General features: G+C 61.7%; 16 protein-coding genes. 10 read left to right on the top strand and 6 right to left on the bottom strand.

The annotated features are described in order from the left end of the window. The first annotated feature begins 2 nt into the window (after positions 1-2). From KZJ38_RS19115 to KZJ38_RS19105, 3 genes are read left to right on the top strand one after another with little or no spacing between them, the layout of a single operon-like run. The gene (locus KZJ38_RS19115; RefSeq protein ID WP_219797735.1) at positions 3-1,643 is read left to right on the top strand and encodes an FAD-dependent oxidoreductase; all 1,641 of its coding nucleotides are present in this window, start codon (positions 3-5) and stop codon (positions 1,641-1,643) included. Then, positions 1,640-2,461, top strand: a complete 822-nt coding sequence (locus tag KZJ38_RS19110) for a fumarylacetoacetate hydrolase family protein (protein WP_219797734.1) — start codon at positions 1,640-1,642, stop codon at positions 2,459-2,461. The genes KZJ38_RS19115 and KZJ38_RS19110 overlap by 4 nt, the downstream gene beginning before the upstream one ends. A 9-nt stretch (positions 2,462-2,470) precedes the next feature. Continuing rightward, positions 2,471-2,926: an SRPBCC family protein gene (locus KZJ38_RS19105; RefSeq protein WP_219797733.1), complete on the top strand. Its 456-nt coding sequence runs from the start codon at positions 2,471-2,473 to the stop codon at positions 2,924-2,926. Positions 2,927-3,002: 76 nt separating this feature from the next. Here the strand turns inward: KZJ38_RS19105 and KZJ38_RS19100 are convergent, their stop codons facing one another. Further along, the gene (locus KZJ38_RS19100; RefSeq protein ID WP_219797732.1) at positions 3,003-3,836 is read right to left on the bottom strand and encodes an IclR family transcriptional regulator; all 834 of its coding nucleotides are present in this window, start codon (positions 3,834-3,836) and stop codon (positions 3,003-3,005) included. Between the two features lie 601 nt (positions 3,837-4,437). On the opposite strand from KZJ38_RS19100, the gene KZJ38_RS19095 reads away from it, so the two are divergent. The 3 genes from KZJ38_RS19095 to KZJ38_RS19085 all read left to right on the top strand — a co-directional run bounded on the left by KZJ38_RS19095 (position 4,438) and on the right by KZJ38_RS19085 (position 7,239). Further along, positions 4,438-5,412: a cupin domain-containing protein gene (locus tag KZJ38_RS19095; protein ID WP_219797731.1), complete on the top strand. Its 975-nt coding sequence runs from the start codon at positions 4,438-4,440 to the stop codon at positions 5,410-5,412. A gap of 150 nt (positions 5,413-5,562) precedes the next feature. After that, positions 5,563-6,651, top strand: a complete 1,089-nt coding sequence (locus tag KZJ38_RS19090) for a porin (RefSeq protein WP_219797730.1) — start codon at positions 5,563-5,565, stop codon at positions 6,649-6,651. Between the two features lie 12 nt (positions 6,652-6,663). Next, on the top strand, positions 6,664-7,239 hold the full coding sequence (locus KZJ38_RS19085; RefSeq protein WP_219797729.1) for a UbiX family flavin prenyltransferase: 576 nt from the start codon (positions 6,664-6,666) through the stop codon (positions 7,237-7,239). Between the two features lie 45 nt (positions 7,240-7,284). Here KZJ38_RS19085 and KZJ38_RS19080 read toward each other — a convergent pair whose 3' ends face one another. After that, a complete protein-coding gene (locus KZJ38_RS19080; RefSeq protein WP_219797728.1) occupies positions 7,285-8,400 on the bottom strand; it encodes an NADH:flavin oxidoreductase in 1,116 nt (371 codons plus the stop codon). A gap of 104 nt (positions 8,401-8,504) precedes the next feature. Here KZJ38_RS19080 and KZJ38_RS19075 point away from each other — a divergent pair, with 104 nt between their 5' ends. The 3 genes from KZJ38_RS19075 to KZJ38_RS19065 all read left to right on the top strand — a co-directional run bounded on the left by KZJ38_RS19075 (position 8,505) and on the right by KZJ38_RS19065 (position 12,524). Then, positions 8,505-9,401, top strand: a complete 897-nt coding sequence (locus KZJ38_RS19075) for a LysR family transcriptional regulator (protein ID WP_219797727.1) — start codon at positions 8,505-8,507, stop codon at positions 9,399-9,401. 239 nt (positions 9,402-9,640) lie between these two features. After that, positions 9,641-10,903, top strand: coding sequence for a paraquat-inducible protein A (locus KZJ38_RS19070; RefSeq protein ID WP_219797726.1), 1,263 nt, complete (start codon positions 9,641-9,643; stop codon positions 10,901-10,903). Next, complete coding sequence (locus KZJ38_RS19065; RefSeq protein WP_219797725.1) at positions 10,896-12,524, top strand: PqiB family protein; 1,629 nt, start codon at positions 10,896-10,898, stop codon at positions 12,522-12,524. The genes KZJ38_RS19070 and KZJ38_RS19065 overlap by 8 nt, the downstream gene beginning before the upstream one ends. Before the next feature lie 64 nt (positions 12,525-12,588). Here the strand turns inward: KZJ38_RS19065 and KZJ38_RS19060 are convergent, their stop codons facing one another. Continuing rightward, positions 12,589-12,990, bottom strand: a complete 402-nt coding sequence (locus KZJ38_RS19060) for a hypothetical protein (protein ID WP_219797724.1) — start codon at positions 12,988-12,990, stop codon at positions 12,589-12,591. 37 nt (positions 12,991-13,027) lie between these two features. Continuing rightward, a complete protein-coding gene (locus KZJ38_RS19055; protein ID WP_219797723.1) occupies positions 13,028-13,507 on the bottom strand; it encodes a glycine zipper family protein in 480 nt (159 codons plus the stop codon). 379 nt (positions 13,508-13,886) lie between these two features. Here KZJ38_RS19055 and KZJ38_RS19050 point away from each other — a divergent pair, with 379 nt between their 5' ends. Continuing rightward, positions 13,887-14,771 (top strand): aldo/keto reductase, encoded by an 885-nt coding sequence (locus KZJ38_RS19050; protein WP_219797722.1) that lies wholly within the window; start codon positions 13,887-13,889, stop codon positions 14,769-14,771. A gap of 64 nt (positions 14,772-14,835) precedes the next feature. Here the strand turns inward: KZJ38_RS19050 and KZJ38_RS19045 are convergent, their stop codons facing one another. Together KZJ38_RS19045 and KZJ38_RS19040 are read right to left on the bottom strand one after the other, a co-directional pair. Next, a complete protein-coding gene (locus KZJ38_RS19045; protein WP_219797721.1) occupies positions 14,836-16,545 on the bottom strand; it encodes a tannase/feruloyl esterase family alpha/beta hydrolase in 1,710 nt (569 codons plus the stop codon). A gap of 69 nt (positions 16,546-16,614) precedes the next feature. After that, positions 16,615-17,406, bottom strand: coding sequence for an SDR family oxidoreductase (locus KZJ38_RS19040; RefSeq protein ID WP_219797720.1), 792 nt, complete (start codon positions 17,404-17,406; stop codon positions 16,615-16,617). Positions 17,407-17,423: the final 17 nt, after the last annotated feature.

Here is a 17,423-nt window from a genome sequence, read left to right as displayed (position 1 = left end):
TGTTGGAATGCGAAATCCTGGTCATCGGCGCCGGACCAGTCGGACTGGCGCTGGCGGGAGACCTGGGCTGGAGGGGACGCCAGTGCATCGTCGTCGATCGCGGCGACGGCTCGGTGTTTCAGCCGAAGATGGACCTCGTCGGCATTCGCACGATGGAGTTTTGCCGCCGCTGGGGCATCGTCGGCGACGTGGAGGCAAGCCCTTACGATCGCGACTATCCACAGGACAACGTCTATCTGACGTCGTTGAACGGTTACGAACTGGGCCGCCAGGCGATGCCGTCGATGCGCGCGGAACTGCCGCCGCCGGAAAGCCCGCAAAAGCGCGAGCGTTGTCCGCAGAACATGTTCGATCCGATTCTGCGCAAGTTCGCCGAATCGCAGGCCGGCGTGCAGATGCTCTACGAGCACGAATACGTGTCGTTCGAAGAAGACGCCAGCGGCGTGACAGCGAAGGTCGTGCGGCAGTCCGATAACCACGCGTTCGAAATCCGCGCGAAGTATCTGGTCGGTTGCGATGGCGGACGAAGCGCGGTGCGCGAGCAGCTCGGCATCGGCATGAAAGGCAAGGGCGTCCTGACGTACACCACCAACGTGATCTTCCGTTGCGCCGAATTCAACAGCCTGCACGACAAGGCGCCCGGTTACCGTTACATGTTCGTCAATCACACGGGCGTTTGGGCGACCATCGTTGCCATCAATGGCAAGGATTGCTGGCGCATGTCGATCGTCGGCAACGCAGATGAACGCAAGCGCTATACGAATGAAGAACTGACGGCCTTCGCTTGCCGCGCGCTTGGCCGCACGTTCGAGCCCGAGATTCTGAGCGTGCTGAACTGGACGCGCGAGGAACTCGTCGCCGATCACTACGGCCGCGATCGTGTATTTATTTGCGGCGATGCGTGTCACCTGACGTCGCCGACCGGCGGCCTCGGCATGAACACCGGTATTGGCGATGCCGTCGACCTGTCGTGGAAGCTCGACGCTGCGGTGCAAGGGTGGGGCGGGCCGGCATTGTTCGACGCATACGAGATCGAGCGCAGACCGATCGCTGAACGCATCACGCGCTTCTCGACCGGCAATCTCGAAACGATGAAGCAGGCAAGCAACAGCCACCGGCTCGAAGAAGACAGCGAAGTGGGGGCGGCCGAGCGGATCAAGGTGGGCCACGCGCTCGGCGAAGGCCTGAAGCGCGAGTGGTTCTCGCTGAACATGCACCTCGGCAATCGCTACGTCGATTCGCCGATCTGCGTGTATCCCGAGCAGGAGGACCGCGAGCAGATCGTCGCCGAGTACAACGATGGAGTGAACTATCGGCCCACGACGCGTCCGGGAGTTCGCGCGCCGCATGCATGGCTTGCCGACGGCCGCTCGACGCTCGACCTGTTCGGCCGCGGCTACGTGCTGCTGAGCTTCGTGAAGGACAACACGCCGCAGCGCCTTGCCGACGCCGCGCGCGATGCACGCGTGCCGCTCACGCTACACACGCTCGACGAACCGGCCGTGGCCGCGCTCTACGAAAAGCATCACGTGCTTGTGCGTCCCGACGGCCACGTCGCCTGGCGCGGCGACACGCTTCCCGCCGATCCGATGGCGCCGATGGCACTTTTGGCAACGATTTCTGGAAAGAAGGAAAAACAATGAAACTGTTTCGCTTCGACGACGGCCGGATCGGCGTTCAATCCGGCAACGAGAGTTACGACATCACCGACGCGCTCGGCATCGATACGCAGATGTGGCCGCCCGTGCAGATGGTGCAGGTGATTCGCCAGTTCAGCGAATCGGCGCCAGCCGTCCTTGATCATCCGAAGACGCGCCGCATCGATCTCGCCTCCGTGCGTCTGCTCGTGCCGATCGAATGGCCGAACAAGCTGCTCGCGCTGCCTGTCAATTACGTCGCGCACGGCGCCGAAATGAACTCGGCCAATCGCGCGGATCTGAACGGCTTCTTCCTGAAAGCGAACTCGTCGCTGTCGGGCCCGAACGACGCGGTGGTGCTGCCCGATCTGCCCGGCCGCGAAATTCACCACGAGTGCGAGCTCGGTATCGTGATCGGCAAGGGCGGCCGCAACATCAGCCGCGCGGATGCCTACGATCACATCTTCGGCTATGCGTGCCTGATCGACATGGTCGTGCGCGGCAAGGAAGAGCGCGTGATGCGCAAGTCGTACGACACGTTCTGCCCGTTCGGACCTTGGATCGTTACCGCCGACGAAGTGCCGGATCCGGCCAATCTGCAAACGCGCCTGTGGGTCAACGACGAGTTGCGGCAAGACTCGAACACGAAAGACCTGATTGTCGACATTCCCGGCATGATCGAGCTGATCTCGCGCGTCGCGACGCTGTATCCTGGCGACATCATCGCGGCGGGCACGCCGGCCGGCGTCGGCCCTGTGCAACGCGGCGATCGCATGCGTATTGCGATCGACCACGTCGGAGAGATGACGCTGGACGTCCGCTAGGAGACCGCTATGGATTTCAAGGGATCGGAAACGATCAAGGCGCCGCGCAGCCTCGTGTGGAAATGCCTGAATGATCCGGACGTGCTGAAGAACTGCGTGCCGGGTTGCCAGTCATTTACTGCGGAAGGTGAAGACACGTTTCTCGCGACGGTGACCCTTGCGGTCGGTCCGGTCAAAGCCAACTTCAAGGGCAATCTGAAGCTGTCGGACCGTGTCGAGCCGCAAGGGTATCGGATTGTCGGTCAGGGCGAAGGCGGTATCGCGGGCTTCGGCAAGATGAACGCCGAGGTGGCGCTTAGCGACGAAGGCGAGGACACCGTGCTGTCGTATGTCGCCTACGCGGAAGTGGGCGGCAAGCTGGCGCAGATCGGCACGCGCCTCGTGTCGTCGGTGGCGAACAAGCTGGCGGCGACGTTCTTTCAGCGTTTCAACGAGAACGTGAGCGCGCTCGCTGCGCAGCAGTGACGTGATGCGCAAGCGCCGCGGCGGCGGTTGGTCCGGGTGGCCCGGACCGCGCCGCCGCCGCGTTTGGCGCCGCTGCTTATCTCATCGTATCGAGCGCCGAGGCGAAGCGCGTGGCGAGCCGCTTCAATTCGTTGCCGACCTTGACGAGCGTTTCGTCGTCGAACACGAGGCTGATGCCGCCCGCGCTCAGCGACAGCAGCACGTTGCCGTCCGACGACATGACCGGCACCGCGACCGCATTGATCTGCGCATGCAACGAGCCCTTGTTGATGATGTAACCCGTGCGCTTGTACTGCGTGATCGATTGCTTGATCTTGGGCAGCAGCGTGGTCCAGCGCTTTTTCTCGATCTCCTGCAGCTCCTTGAAGACCTGCTCGCGTTCCTCGTCGGGCAGACCGGCAAGGTACGCCCAGCCCGTGGCCGACGACGACAGCGGCACGCGCGAACCGACTTCGAGATCGCGCAGGATGATCTGCGAGCCCTGCATGCGCTGCATATAGACCATGTAGTGCCCGTCGCGCATGCCGAGCGAGACGGCGCATTGATAGCGGCTCGCGAGCGTCTGCATATCGTCGCGTGCGAGTTCGGCGATCGGCATGCTGGCGATCGCCGCCTGCCCGAGGCCGAGCACCGAAATGCCGGGACGCAGACGGCCGCCGCGGTCCGTCTGCACGAGATAGCCCTCCTGGATCAGCGTGTAGCAAAGCCGCCAGACAGTCGGCTGCGCAAGGCCGGTCATGCGCGCGATATCGGCCGTGCCGAGCGCCGGAGTCGCGCGCGTGAAGCAGCGCAATACGTCGAGTCCTCGGGCCAGCGCGGTCACGAACTGGCGGTCTTTTTCCGGAGCGATCTCGTCTTCGCTCTTCGCCTTGGCAGTGGTTGTTTTTTTAGCTGGTTTTCGTTCTGTCAATTTGGCAATCCTGTTGTGCGCGAACTAGATAAAGCGCAGTGCGCTCATGGCAAACGCGGAATGCGGCGCAAAGGCCGCCCTCGATGGCATGTCCCCGGCCTGGCTCTTCGGTTACTTCGTCGGGTCGATTGTTCGGGTCGATTCTTCTTACGTGCCGAATTATAAGCAGCGCACTTCATCGACGTCGCGCAGCGTCGATGAAGTGCGCTGCCACCGCCATCCGGTGCCGCGAACGCGGCGACACGGATATTCACACAGAGGATAGCTTATTCGCAAGGTGAATTGGTGCTTGGCTGGCGCCTTGCACGGCCTTTTCGCGTAAAGCCAAGGCTTCGTGCGCTTGTCGGGGCAGTGCCCACTTTGTTCGATCGATGCGTGGCGAATTTGCCTAAACGAATTGACAGATCGAACGAACTCGATATAATTTGCTGCACAGATTGAAATTCGCATTGCGAATAACAAGAAACAGAGCAAAACAGCAGCACCCAAGCAGCACTCAAGCACAGGAGACCAGGGCGAAACGGTGCCGACAGCAATTGCCTGCGGCCGGAAAGCGTTGTGCCGCATCCGTTCTCCGCTTCCAACCCAGAGGATGATTCCGATGTCGCAAGCCGAGCATGCCGAAGTGGATTTCGATTCAGCGCAGGATCTGCCCGCCTTGCACGCGCTGCTCGAGCACGTGCAAATGAAGAACGGCTGGGCCAAGCCCACGCCTTCGTTGTATCCGCAACCGAAGCAGACCTTCGTGCCCGCGCATTGGCGCTATCGCGATGCGCGCGCGGCCTTGCATGCGGCGGGGCGGCTCGTTGGCACCGAATGGGCCGAGCGGCGCAACCTGATCATGGCCAATCCGATTCCGGGTAACGACTACGCCACGGTGCGCACGCTGGTCGGCGCGTATCAGATGATCAAGGGGTATGAATCCGCGCGCAGCCACCGGCATACGCCGAATGCCATGCGCGTAGTGCTCGAAGGCGCGCCGAACATGTACACGATCGTCGACGGCGTGAAGATTCCGATGCTGGCCGGCGACATTCTGCTGACGCCGAACGGTTGTTACCACGGTCACCTGAGCGAATCGGACCAGGAAGGCTACTGGATCGATTTCCTCGATGCGCCGCTTGTCCAGCATTTGAACCCGATGTTCTTCGAAGTTCATCCCGACGAGCTTGAAAAGAGCCATCGTGTCGATGCGCATTCGCCGATGCGCTTCGCCTACGCGGACTACCGCCCGCGCCTGCTCGAATCGGCCGAGATCGCGTCGGGTGTTCGCAGCCTGGAACTCGGGCCGCCATCGCTCGTGACGTTCGACCGTGTGGTGCTGCATCTCTTCGCCGGTACGCAATGGCAGTGCGTGCGCACCACGGCCAATCGCATCTTCACGGTTGTAGAAGGCAAGGGCGTCACGCGGGTGGCCGGTCGCGAATTTCATTGGGCCGCAGGCGACATGTTCGCAGTGCCTGGCTGGAACGAGTACCGCATCGAAGCGAGCGACGACGCGCTGCTATTGCGCGTGTCCGACGAACCGCTGCTGCGCATGCTCGACTGGTATCGCGTGGACGGTACGGCCTGGTAACGAAGCGCACTCGAATCGAGATGTCGATCTGCTTACATTAATTCGCATTGCAAATTTAAAAAGCCGATGAGAAAGCAAACGAAATAACGTGTGAAAACTGATCGCACGGCACCCGCAAGGGTGTGAACAAATACAAAACGGAGACAGCAATTGAAAAAGAAATGGACCTGGGCCGCTTGCGCAGCGGCGCTCGCGCTAGTGTCGACTCAGGCGAGCGCGCAAAGCAGCGTGACGATCTATGGCTTGCTCGATGTGGGCTTGACCTATATCAGCAACATGAGCGGCCACTCGTCGTTGCAATTCAAGGATGGGCAAAACTCGCCTAACCTGTGGGGCATTACGGGAACCGAAGATCTCGGCGGCGGCTGGAAGACCATTTTCCTGTTGCGCGACCAGATCGTGATCGGCACCGGCTCGATTCTCAATGGGCAGAGCCTCTGGTCCAAGTCGGCGTACGTCGGCATGAAAAACGAGCGCTACGGTGTGATGACGGCCGGCGAGCAGTACGACTTCATGCGCGACATGGTGAAGGACTCGCCGGCTGAAATCTCCGGCCACCTTTATTCCTATCCAGGCGGGATTTTTACCAAGCTCGCGATCCCGGGCAATCCGTCGGGCAGCTTCGACTGGAGCCGCCTGACCGGCACGCCGATTTCGAATTCGGTCAGATACGAATCGCCGTCATTCGCGGGCTTCCATGTCGGCGCGATGTACGGGTTCGGCAATGTTGCGGGTTCGATCGGCGCGGGCAATGGCTCGAGCTTTCTGGTTAGCTACGAGCATGGCACGTTCGGCGCCGATGCGGCGTACACGACCACCAAACACGTCGGCACGCCCGGTCCTGACGTCACGATTCGCAACGGGGCAGTGGGTTCGCGCTATACGTGGGGCCCGGTGTTTATGACGGCCTTGATCACGACAGTGCGCAATGTCGCGAACGGCACCGCCGCGGCGTCGTATTCGGCCGGCGCGATGTATCACGTTACGCCGCTGTGGTCGCTCGGCTTCAGCTACATGTACCAGAAGGGCAACGAAGCGTTGAGCAACCAGCACGCGAACGAGATCGCAGGCATTGTCGACTATGCGTTGTCGAAGCGGACTTCGGTCTATGCGCTCGGCGCGTGGCAGCGCACGAATGATGGCTTCCGCGCGAATATCGACGGGCTGCTCGGCGCGACGGCGCCGGCGAGCGGGCCGAACCAGGAGGTGTTTCGCGTGGGCCTCCATACGCGGTTCTGAAACGGGAAAGCAATGAGCAATACAGCAGCGCGGCGTCTGGTCGTTGGCATTACAGGGGCATCGGGAATCGCGTATGGGATTCGTGCGCTCGAGGTGCTGAAGCAGGCGGGTATCGAGACGCACCTGATTCTTAGCAAGGCCGCCGAGCTGACGATGACGTATGAGACCGACCTCAAGTCCAACGACCTGCGCGCGCTGGCTTCAGTGTGGTACGCGTCGGGCGATATCGGTGCGGCGGTTTCTTCGGGATCCTTCCGGACCATGGGGATGCTGATCGTGCCGTGTTCGGTTCGCACGATGAGCGAGATTGCGACCGGGGTGACGGGTACGCTGATGAGTCGCGCAGCCGATGTGGCGTTGAAAGAGCGGCGCCGGCTGGTACTGGGTGTGCGCGAGACGCCACTGCATAGCGGGCATTTGCGGACGATGCTGCAGTTATCCGATATGGGCGCGGTAGTGGCACCGCTTGTGCCGGCCTTTTATTCGCGGCCGCAGTCGCTCGACGATATTGTCAATCATACCGTTGGGCGGCTGCTCGATCTGTTCGATATCGAAACGGATATCGTCAAGCGGTGGAAAGAGGCATAGGGGCTAAGCCCCTACGCCGCGCCGCGTTCAAACGCTCAGGCATGTTCACGCATCGGACAGCATCGCGAGTTCGCCATCCTTGATGCTCGCGACCGGATGAAGAATCGTGCCATCGAATGTCTTCGGTTCGCGCTTGCTTGCGAGCACTTTCGGCAGATCGGGGTTGGCCAGTGCGCCACGTCCTACCGTGACGATGTCCGCGCCGCTCGAGAGCACGTTCGAGATCCGCTCCGCCGTGTGCAAGCTGCCATTGGCGATGATCGTCACGTTCGGCGCATAGCGGCGTGCCAGCGTGACGAGACTATCCTGCGTGCCTTCGAACGCGGGCTTCCACGCTTCATATTCCGTCACGTGGATAAAGTTCGCGCCGGCATCGGCGAGCGTGCCGAAGATGATTTCAGCGTCGGCTTCGCCGCCTTGCCACTTGGATACGTAGTCGTTGACCTTGCCTTGCGAGATCCGGATGCCGACCGGAACAGCGTCACCGACGTTGTGCTTAACCGCGCTCACGACATCGGCGAGCAAGCGGACGCGCGCCTTTGTCTCGCCACCCCAACGATCGGTTCTGAGGTTGGTCTCCGCCGTCAGAAACTGATCGAGGAGATAACCATTGGCGCCGTGGATTTCCACGCCGCTAAAGCCGGCGATTTTCACCGCCCGCTGCGCGGCATCCACGTAACCCTGAAGCGCTTCGTCGATCTCGGCATCGGTCATCGGCTTGGGTTCGTGGTAAAGACCCTCGCCGTGATAGAACTCCATCTGCTTGCCTTTCGGGCGAACAGCCGACGGCCCCACCGTATGCGTGCGATAAATATTGCCCTGGCTCAACGCACCGGCGTGCATCAACTGTGCGAATACATGCGCCCCTTGCGCTTGCATGGCTCGATTGAACGCTGCCCAGCCTTGTGCCTGCGCGCTATCTGATAAGCCAGGTTGAAACCGGTATCCTTGCGAGAACGCCTTGTCGGTATAGATCCCTTCGGTCGTCACTAGACCGAAGCCGCCCTTCGCGAAACGCAGGTAATAGTCGAACATGGTTTGCGTCGGGTGGCCGTCTTCCGTCGCCGTGATGCGTGTCATCGGAGCGACTGCAATCCGGTTACGCACCGCGACGCCGTTGATGTCGAACGGGGAAAGGATCAGAGAGTTCGTGTCGGTCATTTTGCAGCTCGTCTTAAAGAGAAGGTGACTGCATCTTAGGAGTCGAGACGAGCGGGAAACAGGCATCGGAACGTGAAGGCGCCCTAACACTTCTGGATATAAACATGCTTCTTCCGGACGTTCGAACCTTTCTGGCGGTTGCGTCCGCGGGGAGCCTGTCGGCCGCGGCACGCCAGCTGGACGTGGTGCCGATGCAGGTATCGCGGCGGATTGCGGCGCTTGAAGAGGACCTTGGCGTGCGTCTTTTTCACCGGACGACGCGGTCCCTGACCTTGACCGCGGAAGGCGAGGGGTTTCTACCGTATGCGCGAACGCTGGTTGATGCAGAAGCGACTGCACGTGCGGAATTGAGTCCGCTGCCGAAGTCTGCGTCAGGGGTCCTGCGGATGACGGCGCCGAGCGGATTTGGGCAATCGGTTGTGTTGCCGATGCTTTCGCGGTTACTGGAAGAGAACCCCGAGCTGCATATCGATCTCGATCTTTCGGATCGTCAGGTTGATATCGTGGGGCAGGGTTTGGATCTGGCATTGCGCATCGCGCCGTTGGAGGATTCGGAGCTGATTGCGAAGAAGGTGACGGCGAATCCACGGCTTATTTGTGCCGCGCCTGCGTATTTGAAGAAGCATGGGGTGCCGACGAGTGTGGCGGAGCTCGATGCGCATCGGTGCGTCGGGCTGAATGCGGTGCGGCGGTGGCCACTTGTTGTCGATGGAGTGATGACGCGTCGGCGTGTGGAAGCGGCGGTTACGACAACCAGTGTCGAGGCGTCGATTACCGCTGCCGTGCAGGGCTTGGGTCTCGCCATGCTGACGTACTGGGATGTCTTCAGGCAGTTGTCCGATCAGTCGCTCGTGCAGGTGCATCTGCAGGATGCGGCGATGGAAGACCTGTCGGTCTGGGCCGTGATTCCTAGCAGGCAATATGTGCCTAACCGCGTCAATGTGTTTCTTGCGGCGCTCGAGCGCGAGATTGCGGGTCTTGCGAGAAAGCACAAGCAGTGACGCGCCATTCAGCGGCGCCTGCGACATACAGCACGACCGGAAAAAATCGATCTTTGGGACTCGATGTATAGGACCAAAGTCTCATTGTTTTTCCGGATCGACATTACAACTATTCAGCTAAGCAGAAAGTCAATTGCACGGAAGTGCGTTTCACGCCGTGATGTGAATCGTCTGATTAACGGAACGACCGCGATGACGATCACCCAACGCGATACCGGCGCGCCCGGGGAAGCACTGCGATGACCCGCGCGCGACTGATTGCCTGTCATGAATGCGACCTGCTGCAGTATGAGAAGCCCTTGCTGCGCGGAGCGACCGCACGTTGCGCGCGATGCGGCGCGGAACTCTATCGCCATCAGCCGAACAGCATCGATCGCGCACTCGCCTATACGTTAGGGGCGGTGATCCTGTTCGCGGTCGCGAATGCCTTTCCGATCGTCGGACTGTCGGTAAAGGGCGACCTCGTCGAGACCTCGCTGATCGGCGCGGCGGACGCACTGTATCGCGACGGCATGTGGCCGATCGCGGGTCTGGTTTTTGTCACCACCGTCGTGATGCCGCTTCTGCAGATGCTCGCGATGATTTACCTGTTGTTGCCGCTGTGGTTAGGCCGCGTGCCGCTCGCGCACAACCTTGCATTCCACCTGCTTCATCTTGCGCGGCCATGGGCGATGGTCGAGGTGCTGATTCTCGGCATGCTGGTCGCTTTGGTGAAGCTTGCGGTCATCGCGAGCGTCGTGCCGGGTGTTTCGCTATGGGCGTTCGGCGCGGTCATGGTGCTGCTCGCCGCGGCGGCTTCCGCGTTCGATCCGCGTGAATGCTGGGCGCGCATACAACCGGCAACGGCGAGCGACGAACCGCCGATACCGGCATCGGCGGCGACGGCGACGGCGGCAGGCGCCGGCCTGCTCGTCTGTCATGAATGCGGCTTGCTGTCGAGGGCGGGCCGGCACACACATGGTGTCCACTGTTCGCGTTGCGGTGCTGCTCTGCATTTTCGCAAGGTAGCGAGTATCTCGCGAACCTGGGCGTTCATCATGTCGGCGGTCGTGCTCTATATTCCGGCCAACGTGCTGCCGGTGATGAACACCAGTTCGCTGTTCGGTTCGGAGAAGGACACGATTCTCAGCGGCGTGGTGTACCTCTGGACGTCGGGCTCCTGGCCGCTCGCGATCATCGTGTTTGTCGCGAGCATCGCGGTGCCGATGCTGAAAATCCTCGCCCTCGTGTTCCTTGTCGTGTCTGTCCAGTTGCGCTCGACATGGCTGCAAAAGCGGCGCACGGCGATCTATCGGATCGTCGAACTCGTCGGACGCTGGTCGATGCTCGACATCTACGTCATTACGATTCTCGTGGCGCTCGTGCAATTCAGTGCACTTGCGACGATTCAGGCGGGCCCCGGTGCGATCGCGTTCGGCGCGGTCGTGGTGCTGACGATGTTTGCCGCGATGTCGTTCGATCCGCGGCTGATCTGGGACGCTGCGGAGCGCGATCATGGCTAGTCCGCCGGGCGGGCCTGGTGAAACCGGTCCGCACGATTTTCCCGAGGTGCATACGGTTGAGCGCTCGCGCTGGCGTGTGCAACTGGTCTGGCTCGTGCCGCTCGTGGCGCTATTGGTCGGCGGCTGGCTCGCGGTGCACGCGATTCTCGAAAAAGGCCCGACCATCACGATTCTCTTCAAGACGGGCGAAGGTCTCGAGGCCGGCAAGACCAAAATCAAGTACAAGGATGTCGAGGTCGGCACAGTCAAGTCCGTGACGTTGGCGTCCGACCATCGAAGCGTGGTGGTGATGGCCGAGCTGACCAAAAACGCAGCGGCCATGCTGGTCGACGACGCGCGCTTCTGGGTCGTGCGGCCGCGCATTTCGGGCGGGACGGTATCGGGTCTCGGTACGTTGTTGTCCGGCTCGTACATCGGCATGGATGCCGGTACCTCAACAAAGGTGAGGCATGACTTTATCGGCCTCGAAATACCGCCGGTGCTCGCGAAGGACGTGCCCGGCCGCGAGTTTGTGCTGAAGGCCGAAGACATGGGTTCGCTCGACGTCGGCTCGCCCATCTACTTCAGGCGGCTGCAGGTGGGTCAGGTCGTCTCGTATCGGCTCGACCCCGACGGCAAGGGCGTCACGCTGAACGTGTTTATCAATTCGCCGTATGACCGGTTCGTCGAGGACGACACGCGCTTCTGGCAGGCGAGCGGCATCGATCTGTCGCTCAGTGCGGCCGGCGTGAAGCTCAATACCGAGTCGCTCGTCGCCATCCTCGTGGGTGGGCTCGCCTTTCAGACCCCGTCCGATTCAGTCGATACCACCCCGGCGGCGGCGCTAACCGAATTCACGCTGTATCACGACCGCATTGAGGCGATGCAGCGCCATGACCGGATTGTCGATACCTACGTGCTCAATTTCAAGGAATCGGTGCGCGGCTTGACTGTTGGCGCACCGGTCGATTTTCGCGGCATTACGGTTGGCGAAGTCGCTGCGATTAACACCCGCTTCGACCGCGAGAAGATGCAATTCAGCATTCCGGTCGAGATCCACTTTTTCCCGGAGCGCTTTACGTCGCGTTACGCATCGGGCAAGAAGGGCGGCAGAGTCACGGACGATCCCCGCAAGCTTGCTCAATGGCTCGTCGAAAACGGCTTGCGCGGTCAATTGCGCATGGCGAGCGTGCTGTCCGGGCAGCGGTATGTCGCGCTGGATTTCTTCCCTGACGCGCCGAAGGCGACGATGGACTGGAACGCGCGTCCTCCTGAAGTTCCAACCGTTCCGAGTGGGCTGCAATCGCTGCAGGACTCGCTTCTCGCGCTGGTTGCAAGGCTGGAAAGGGTGCCTTTTGAAGGGATCGGCAACGACTTGCGCCGGGCGCTGCAGGAGGCGAGCAAGCTGCTCACCACGCTCGACACCAATGTCGCACCCGAAGCGAAGTCGGCATTGATTACCGCGCGCACGTCGCTCGAAACGATCAACCGGACCTTGCAACCCAATTCCGAGCTGTCGCAAGACGTGAATGTCACGCTGCGCGAACTCACGCGTACGGCAGTGGCGCTGCGCAACCTCGCGGACTATCTCGAACGTCACCCGGAAGCACTGATCCGCGGGAAGGCGGACGACGACAGGTAGCGGTCGGTGACGGCGGCACGCGCACCACGTACCGCGGCGCGGGCCCCGTCGGCGCCGGTATCGGTCAAGACGGCGTACAGGCTCCGAACAGTACAAAGACGTCGTCGCGGTTGACGAGCGTCGCGCTCATCGCGCCGGTCTTCGTATCGAGCGCAAGGCTCCAGCCGTAACCCAATTCCGTCCCTTGCAATACGAGCTGGCCATCGCCGGGTTCCATGTAGCGGATCTCGGTGGTGCGCTGCTGCGCGCCGGTAATGGTTTTCTTTGCAAAGTTGATCCGGAGGAACTGGGGCGCGCCGAGGATTTCGGGCAGCGTTCGATAGCACACTTCGCCGATGTCGCAGAAGTGCGCATCGATGGTGGCGCATAACAGCGGTTTGGAGCCGTCGAAGTCTGCGCCCTGCACCCATGCAGGTGCGGAGCAAACCACGGCGGCGAGGACCATCGCCGGCAGCGTTTTCGACATGGAGCCTCCTGTTGCGCGCCGTAAGCACGCCTTTTGTCTAGCCCGCGGTGTAGCCACGTCCCGTCATGCATGCATCGACCGCGCGGTTGTACGTCGCCAGTTGTCCTGATGCCTGCTCATGCATGCTGGTTTGCTGCATGCTTGCCTGCTGCTGTTCGCGCCTCATTCGCATGCCGCTTCCCATCGTGCCGACCAGCGCGCCGATTCCCGCGCCTTCGCCCCAATGTCCCCCCGCGGCGCCGCCGATCAAGGTTCCGAATAGCGCGCCGCCACCCGCGCCGCGAAACAGCCGGCCTCCCTGTTGCTGAGGCGGTGGGCTGTTTGCCATCTGCTCCGCGAGCATCGCCGGATTGACGCCGGTGGTCTGTTGCGCCCACGACTGGCACTCGCCGGTATCGGTACGCTGGCGCTCAGGGCTTTGCCCTTTGGCCGGATAGAAGATGGGTTGCTGCGCGGTGGCGGCTAGCGCGATCGATGCGATCGTAAGACCAGCCAAATGTCGAACGATTCGTAGCATGGCGAATACTCCGATAGTCCGATGCGGGAAGCCATATTTCAGGCGTGAATCTGGAGGTTTGGATCAATCCTGGTTTGCATGACGCCCGAAGACAAGTGGACTTTGGTCCAATGCCAGCGTGTCGGACGATGGCGGCAACACTCAGTTCGTGCCCGGCAAGACCCACGCGCGTGTACTAGACTTTTTTTCGCGGCATGGCCGATCGGAGATTCCCGCCGATGACGCTTTGCTGTCCTCCGAAATACACATCCTCTTTGCCGACCTGCTGACTTGCCGACAAGCGCAGCGCTGATCCGGCCTTGCAATAGCCTGTTGAATGCGTGACGGGTAAAACTTTCGTCATGCACTGACGCGGGTCGATTTCCAGAAAGGAGCATCCATGTCACAGACTGTCTCAGTTTCCGCATCCGCCGCGGGCACCTTCACGATCGGCGGTGACCTGACCGTTAACCGCCTTGGTTTCGGCGCGATGCGAATTACCGGGCGCGGCATCTGGGGGCCGCCTGCCAATCGCGACGCGGCGATCAAGACGCTCAAGCGCCTCCCCGAGCTGCAAATCAACCTCATTGATACGGCCGACAGTTACGGACCCGACGTCAGCGAAGAACTCATCAAGGAGGCGCTGCATCCGTATAAAGGTCTGCTGATTGCCACCAAGGGAGGATTTACGCGGCACGGCCCGGATCTCTGGGCGCCGGTCGGTCGACCCGAATATTTGCGGCAGTGTGTGTTGATGAGTCTTCGGCGCCTTGGCGTCGAGCGGATCGATCTATGGCAACTGCACCGCGTCGATCCGAAAGTGCCGCGCGACGAGCAGTTCGATGCCGTGGCGGCGATGCAGCGTGAAGGCCTGATCCGGCATGTCGGTCTTAGCGAAGTGCCGGTGGACGACATCGAAGCCGCGCAAAAGCACTTCAAGGTCGTGACCGTGCAAAACCAGTACAACCTCGTGGATCGCAAAAGCGAGGACATACTCGACTACTGCGAGGCGCACAACATCGGCTTTATCCCATGGTTTCCGCTAGCGGCGGGCGAACTCGCCAAACCGGGTTCCGTCGTCAGCAATATTGCAGAAGCGCACGGTGTGACGACCGGTGCGATTGCGGTTGCGTGGCTGCTCAAGCGCTCCCGGGTCATGCTTCCGATCCCGGGCACGGGCAGCGTCGATCATCTGCTCGAAAACGTGGCCGGCGCCGGCGTCAAGCTGACCGATGAACAGTTCGACGAGCTCGATCGCCAGGGGCGTAACGCGACTGTGCGCTGAGCGTGGGGCGTGCCATGCGGCAACTTCAAGCGCCCCGATCATCACCCGTGCAGCGCTTATCGCCTCATTGCACGCACTGGAACGAGGCTGCCGAATTGACGTCGCCTCCCTTGTATTGCGGCCATTCGGGGTAATCGCATAACGGTCGCGTGCGGCCGGGCACGCCGGCCGTGTCGGTCGTCACCTGTCCGACGGGCGCGACTCCCGCCTCCGCCCATTGCTCGAGGGCCGTTAGCGAATCCCAGGTCGCATTGAAGACGCTGCTCGCTGCATGGCCCATGCCGGGAATTTCGTAGTAACGCACGAACGTGTCGACCTGATCGGCGCCCATCTGCGATTGAAGTCGCTGGTAGTACTGCTCCGTTGCGCGAGTACTCACCAGCACGTCGACCAATCCATGTGCGAGCAGCAACTTGCCGCCGCGCGCCTTGAAGGCGGAGAGATCGGTAGGCGTATCGAGTTGCGAACTGAGCGCACTGATACGGTTGGCCCACACGCCGGGTTGCTCCGGGTCGAGCGATAACGAATCGAAGCTGGGATCGCGCGTGACCGAATATTTGAGCCACTGGTCGGTCAGGACGCTGATGTACGGCGCTGTTGCCGGCATGGGCTGAGCCGGCTGTGAGGTGCCGAACGCGAGGAACGTGACTTCAGGTTCGATCGGTGAGGTACGGGTCGTGATGCCGAGATCTGCGCCCCAAACGTTGTAGCCCGGATATTGCGTCTCACCGCTTGCGAGGGAAAAGCCGAAGTTGGTGGGCGTATTGATCGTCTCCAACGCGCCGATTTGCGCATCGGACAGGCAATTGTCGCCGGTGTCCGCGCCGTTGGCGCAGCGTAGCGGAACGCCATTGAGGGTGGCGGTGGTCGGATCGAACTGCGCATTGCATTGCTGCTGATTGCTGATCAGGCCGTCAGCGACGCCGTCGAGCGTGTCGCACGCCTGCATCGCGGCGTCGTACAGCGTCGCGCGTTTACCGACGGAGAGATAAGCGCCCGGCTGCGCGAGTGCCCGGTTCATGCGGTGACCGCCGAGCAGCGCGGCCGCATCGTCCCATGCCGGATACCACGCGATGGCGCCGTCCCAGTCCGACGGCCAGCGCTGAATCGCCGCGAGGGCTTCGCGGCCGCCCGTCGATCCGCCGGCAAAATAGGCCTTGTTCGGCGTATTTGCGTAGCGCGCCTTGATGATCGCGAGCGCCGCGTCGTGCGTTTTCTTTATCGCATCCCCGCCGAAATTCGCCACGGCTTCGTCGTTCAATCCGAAGCGCCCGTCCTGAGACGCCAGCGCATTAGCCTGATGGCCCGAGTCGCTGGCGAAAGTCGCATAGCCGCGACCGAGCGGCGTGAGTTTGTCGACCGGACCGTTGGGCACGTTCCCGGTCACATCGGGGATGGTTCCATCGAAGCCACCGCCTCCAAACATCACGACCTTGCGGTTCCATTGTGTGGGCAGCGCGACCGCGAACTTGATATTGGGCGCCGACGGATCGACGGGGGCAATCTGTGCCGTCACCGCGCAGTATTCGGGCAATTGAGCGGCGCCCGTTCCGCTGGCGGCGACCGTTTTCGCCGCGGTTACCGTCGCGCCCGTCGTGGGCAACCCGATCGCGGAAGCGGGCACCGTGAGGCCCGCGAGCTGTTCACACGCAATGCCTGTCGCCGCCGGTGTAGAAGCGCTGTCGTCATCGCCGCCGCAACCTGCAAGAACCAGAACGACTATGAGACAGGCCACGCGCACGACGATCGGACGACCGGAATGTATCGCTGTCATGATGTCTCCGCTGTTTGTTTTAGCAGGATTGCGTCGGGGTTTTGAGGGGATGCCGGGAAACGGCTTTTTCTAGAGGTATTCGACGTTGCCGTCGACGCTGATGGCCTGTCCTGAGATGTGCTGACCCGCCGGCGACGCGAGGAAGAGGGTCATGGCCGCGATATCGTCGACCGTGACCATCCGGCGAAGCGAAATCTTGCGAAGGTATTCTTCCTTCATCGCTTCGAAGGTGACACCTGTCGATGCGGCGCGCGCGGCAATCACGCGGTCCATCCGTTCACCCTGCACGACGCCGGGCAGGATCGTGTTGACGCGGATGTTGGACGGTCCGAGCTCGATCGCGAGCGACTTCACAAGCCCGACAATGGCCCATTTGGTGGCGGCATACGGCGTGCGAAACGCGTAGCCGAGGCGGCCGGCCACCGACGACATCGCGACGATGCCGGCGCAATCCGAGGTTTCCTTCAGCACGGGAACCGCCTTGCGCAGAAAGTAGTACTGGCTGTTGAGGTTCGTCGAGATGGTACGGTCCCACTCGTCCGGGCTGATTGCTTCGACCTCACCTGTCGGGCCGGCGATACCTGCGTTGTTGACGAGGATGTCGAGACCGCCCAGCCTCGTGCGCGCGTCGTCGATAATCGCGTCGACCTGCTCGCGGTTGCCCACGTCGGCTACGCCGGCGTGAAGCGCCGGATGCCGCTCTTTGGCGCGCTCGATAGCCGAGCGGTCGACGTCGCAGATATAGACGTTGGCGTCGGCTTCGAGAAACGCCTCTGCAATCGCCGCTCCGATACCGGACGCCGCACCTGAGATCAGTACGCGCAGCCCAGGTCGCGGCTTCAGGCGTTCAAGAACGTTCATATGGCTTCCTGATCGAA

The sequence above is a fragment of the Paraburkholderia edwinii genome (assembly GCF_019428685.1).
Taxonomy (GTDB): Bacteria; Pseudomonadota; Gammaproteobacteria; order Burkholderiales; family Burkholderiaceae; genus Paraburkholderia; species Paraburkholderia edwinii.
The sequence above is the reverse complement of the archived record's forward strand: the minus strand, read 5'-3'. Positions and strand labels throughout refer to the sequence as shown.

Bases quoted from the DNA above. Each gene is read 5' to 3' on its own strand.
- KZJ38_RS19055 (WP_219797723.1), bottom strand. From the start codon at position 13,507: ATGCTACGAATCGTTCGACATTTGGCTGGTCTTACGATCGCATCGATC.
- KZJ38_RS19065 (WP_219797725.1), top strand. From the start codon at position 10,896: ATGGCTAGTCCGCCGGGCGGGCCTGGTGAAACCGGTCCGCACGATTTT.
- KZJ38_RS19075 (WP_219797727.1), top strand. From the start codon at position 8,505: ATGCTTCTTCCGGACGTTCGAACCTTTCTGGCGGTTGCGTCCGCGGGG.
- KZJ38_RS19070 (WP_219797726.1), top strand. From the start codon at position 9,641: ATGACCCGCGCGCGACTGATTGCCTGTCATGAATGCGACCTGCTGCAG.
- KZJ38_RS19045 (WP_219797721.1), bottom strand. From the start codon at position 16,545: ATGACAGCGATACATTCCGGTCGTCCGATCGTCGTGCGCGTGGCCTGT.
- KZJ38_RS19040 (WP_219797720.1), bottom strand. From the start codon at position 17,406: ATGAACGTTCTTGAACGCCTGAAGCCGCGACCTGGGCTGCGCGTACTG.
- KZJ38_RS19060 (WP_219797724.1), bottom strand. From the start codon at position 12,990: ATGTCGAAAACGCTGCCGGCGATGGTCCTCGCCGCCGTGGTTTGCTCC.
- KZJ38_RS19050 (WP_219797722.1), top strand. From the start codon at position 13,887: ATGTCACAGACTGTCTCAGTTTCCGCATCCGCCGCGGGCACCTTCACG.
- KZJ38_RS19105 (WP_219797733.1), top strand. From the start codon at position 2,471: ATGGATTTCAAGGGATCGGAAACGATCAAGGCGCCGCGCAGCCTCGTG.
- KZJ38_RS19085 (WP_219797729.1), top strand. From the start codon at position 6,664: ATGAGCAATACAGCAGCGCGGCGTCTGGTCGTTGGCATTACAGGGGCA.
- KZJ38_RS19110 (WP_219797734.1), top strand. From the start codon at position 1,640: ATGAAACTGTTTCGCTTCGACGACGGCCGGATCGGCGTTCAATCCGGC.
- KZJ38_RS19080 (WP_219797728.1), bottom strand. From the start codon at position 8,400: ATGACCGACACGAACTCTCTGATCCTTTCCCCGTTCGACATCAACGGC.
- KZJ38_RS19095 (WP_219797731.1), top strand. From the start codon at position 4,438: ATGTCGCAAGCCGAGCATGCCGAAGTGGATTTCGATTCAGCGCAGGAT.